Consider the following 2,697-nt stretch of genomic DNA (forward strand, 5'->3'; position numbering starts at 1 on the left):
TGGTTTTAAATTTGCAATAATGTTATCTTTTTGTTCATTTTCATTTTTGAGATACGTTAAAACACCAAGCATAACTTGAGGACTTGAATAGTCGATTTGTGGTGTTACTACTTGCTTTTCCAATTCTTGCCAACGGTCTATAATCCTAGCACGTAATGTCATGCTGTAACCAGAAACTAAAATGAGGCATTCGCGTTTAGGGAGGTTGTAACAGTTTTGGGGCTTACCCTGTTTATCTAAATAGGTGGATCCAAATTTGGATTGCCCCCCTTCAGGATATAATTCTCCTAACATTTGTCGAATATCACGCATAATATGCGCATGTTGCTTACCGCATAACTCTGCAATTTCACGACTAGACATCGTTTGAACTGTTGTGTTTTGAAAATTTCTTTCAGATGTTGTGATAAAATTATGCATGCTTCACTCCATTCGTTGTGACAACATTGTCATTGTGCTTGATTTGCTGTCTTAGATGTCTTAAGAAATCTTCTAATGTTTCAGGATTTGAATAATCGATTTTTGAATTTACTTTTTTTTCGCATTTCAGAAAATATTCACGCACTTGTTTACCTTTGAGACCAGGTTCACAAATGGCAATGTGTTTTGCTGTGTCTAAAGTGAGAGCATAATCTTTAAAAGGATTTCCACGTGAGGAGTTTGATAATTCTTTAGTAGAAAGTACAAAGTCGACATCTTCTCTAAAGCTAAGTTCTTTAATACAGTTTGTTATCCACTTTCTAAACTCGGTTTTTACCTCTAAAAAGGTATATAAATCACGAGCGCTAATAGTTTGAACCTTTTGATGCTGAATAATATTGTATTGAGTAGCAAGAAGCTTTTCCATTACGAACCTCATGTTGATGGGATTGATGAATGAAAGGGGGCGCTTTTAAATGCGCCCTTCAGAATTTAAAGCACATCACAAGGACGCAAACGGTGTTGTTGTTCGTAAGTACCGTAAATCTCATCATTATATTTTTCGTCTGCGATCTCGTCTAAAAGTTCTTGGTAAACATCACTTTCGCGTACAAAGTCATGAACCTCACTATCCTCATGGAGATGTTCGATATTTTCTTTTACATATGCTTCTGCAATCTCTTCAGAGATATCTTCACAATTATTCTCAGAAGGATTGATGCGAAAGATTTGGATTGCATCATCTACCTCATCAACAATGCTTAGAATTTGGCTTGCATCAAGTGGTCCAGACTCTGCAATGTGTTNTTTTTCCTCCCTAACGCCTCTTGGCGATTGTTTGTGCGTGGTTTATATAATTACTTATATAACTATAATTATAAAATAGCAAGCAAAAAATTATAAAAAGTTATATTTTTATAAAAAATATTATAATATCTTGCTGAATAAGAGGGGAGGATAATTAGCGATAAGTCCGAATCATCTTGCTGTAAGAACTTATTGGCAAAATAGCAAATATCTCTCCAACCCACACAATTTTAACATTCTTAATAGGTAAGGCATTCCAAGAAAGCAGATCTATTTCACCATTCATTCCCCTGCTAATCTGCTTTATATATCTTTTATTATCATGTGTTAAAATAACGGCTTCTTTGCCAAAAAAGGATTCTATTGTTTTAATTTGGCGCCGTCTTACGATAACCATATCTCCATCTTTATAGGCTGGAATCATAGAATCTCCTTTAACTTCAAAAGCAACCATATCATCAGGTAAAGCAAAAGGAATTTCTACTTGTTCAAGACCATCTTCAGGGATTTGTTCAAAACTTGGATCTATCTGTGTTCCTGTTCCAATATACCCCATAAGAGGAACAAAAGTTGTGAAGTGATTATCCCCTTTTAGTTCTTTATATAATTCTAAAATGGCATCTCGATTAGAGCCGCGTGGATCAGAATCTTTTAACCACTTAGACACTGAAGCTTGTGTTACGTTTAGCCGTTTGGCTACATCTTCTTGCGTTAAGTTAAACTCGGTCAAAATCTTTTTTAATGTGCTTATGATATTAGATTTATTACTCATACTTCTGCTTACCTTATTTTTTTATCGTTGATAAAGATAATTTTCATTGACTTTATATAACTATAATTATATGAATAAAATAAGACAAAGCTGTAATTGGAGCTTGTAAATGGATCAACGAGAAGATTTTAAGAATTTGACTAAGTCAATACGGGGCAAATTTAATTGGACACAATCAGAAATGGCGAAAATGCTTGGTGTAACTCAAGCAGCTGTTTGCAAGTGGGAAAAAAGAGGATCTATCTCCGTAATAAATTATCTCAAGCTGCAAAAGTTGAAGGATAGTTCTAGCCCTATGCCTGCTTTTACTACTTCTCCCACAGAAAAGAATGAACATCAACAGCATCATTCACATTCTTAAAGAAGAAAGATCAGAGATGATAGATGTCCTACAGATCACTATAAGCAAAGTCCAGTTGATTGATCTTGTTAATAAGATTGGACAGGAAACCATATATTATGGTCTCCGTTCGCCTGAAGATGCATGTTTTGAAATAAGGATAGATCCCTCATCAACAGGTTTTCTTGTCTATATGCTGCATAGTATCTTTGCGCGTGATGATAGAAAATATTTTCCGTTATTTCCGTACGATGATTTTAATCAATGGTTTTTATCTGTTGTAGCTTGCCAGCAGGTTTTGTATATTTTGCCACTAGGTTTTGTACCAATTTATTTTTTCTCAAAGAGTTTTAAAGAT

The 2,697-nt window shown here is 34.6% G+C and carries 4 protein-coding genes and 2 pseudogenes; 2 read left to right on the top strand and 4 right to left on the bottom strand.

Features of this window, described 5'->3' with window-relative positions; all coding sequences use genetic code 11:
* The 4 genes and pseudogenes from ACFIKX_RS05770 to ACFIKX_RS05785 form a co-directional block, all read right to left on the bottom strand.
* Positions 1–420: Rha family transcriptional regulator (locus ACFIKX_RS05770; RefSeq protein WP_375646192.1), on the bottom strand; the 420-nt coding region annotated here is incomplete at its 3' end.
* The gene (locus ACFIKX_RS05775) at positions 413–847 is read right to left on the bottom strand and encodes an antA/AntB antirepressor family protein (protein WP_375613828.1); all 435 of its coding nucleotides are present in this window, start codon (positions 845–847) and stop codon (positions 413–415) included. The genes ACFIKX_RS05770 and ACFIKX_RS05775, both read right to left, overlap by 8 nt.
* A gap of 65 nt (positions 848–912) precedes the next feature.
* Positions 913–1,224 (bottom strand): annotated as a pseudogene (locus ACFIKX_RS05780) (hypothetical protein); the annotation flags it as partial.
* 157 nt (positions 1,225–1,381) lie between these two features.
* Positions 1,382–1,999, bottom strand: a complete 618-nt coding sequence (locus tag ACFIKX_RS05785; RefSeq protein WP_375613830.1) for a helix-turn-helix transcriptional regulator — start codon at positions 1,997–1,999, stop codon at positions 1,382–1,384.
* Between the two features lie 109 nt (positions 2,000–2,108).
* Here ACFIKX_RS05785 and ACFIKX_RS05790 point away from each other — a divergent pair, with 109 nt between their 5' ends.
* Together ACFIKX_RS05790 and ACFIKX_RS05795 are read left to right on the top strand one after the other, a co-directional pair.
* Entirely contained in the window at positions 2,109–2,360 is a 252-nt protein-coding gene (locus ACFIKX_RS05790) for a helix-turn-helix transcriptional regulator (RefSeq protein WP_375628405.1), read from the top strand.
* A gap of 55 nt (positions 2,361–2,415) precedes the next feature.
* Positions 2,416–2,697 (top strand): annotated as a pseudogene (locus ACFIKX_RS05795) (hypothetical protein); the annotation flags it as partial.

It is taken from the genome of Bartonella sp. CM86QHHN, assembly GCF_042194695.1.
In the GTDB taxonomy this organism is placed as follows: Bacteria; Pseudomonadota; Alphaproteobacteria; order Rhizobiales; family Rhizobiaceae; genus Bartonella.

Coding starts and splice junctions, on each gene's coding strand:
- ACFIKX_RS05775 (WP_375613828.1), bottom strand. CDS start 847: ATGGAAAAGCTTCTTGCTACTCAATACAATATTATTCAGCATCAAAAG.
- ACFIKX_RS05785 (WP_375613830.1), bottom strand. CDS start 1,999: ATGAGTAATAAATCTAATATCATAAGCACATTAAAAAAGATTTTGACC.
- ACFIKX_RS05790 (WP_375628405.1), top strand. CDS start 2,109: ATGGATCAACGAGAAGATTTTAAGAATTTGACTAAGTCAATACGGGGC.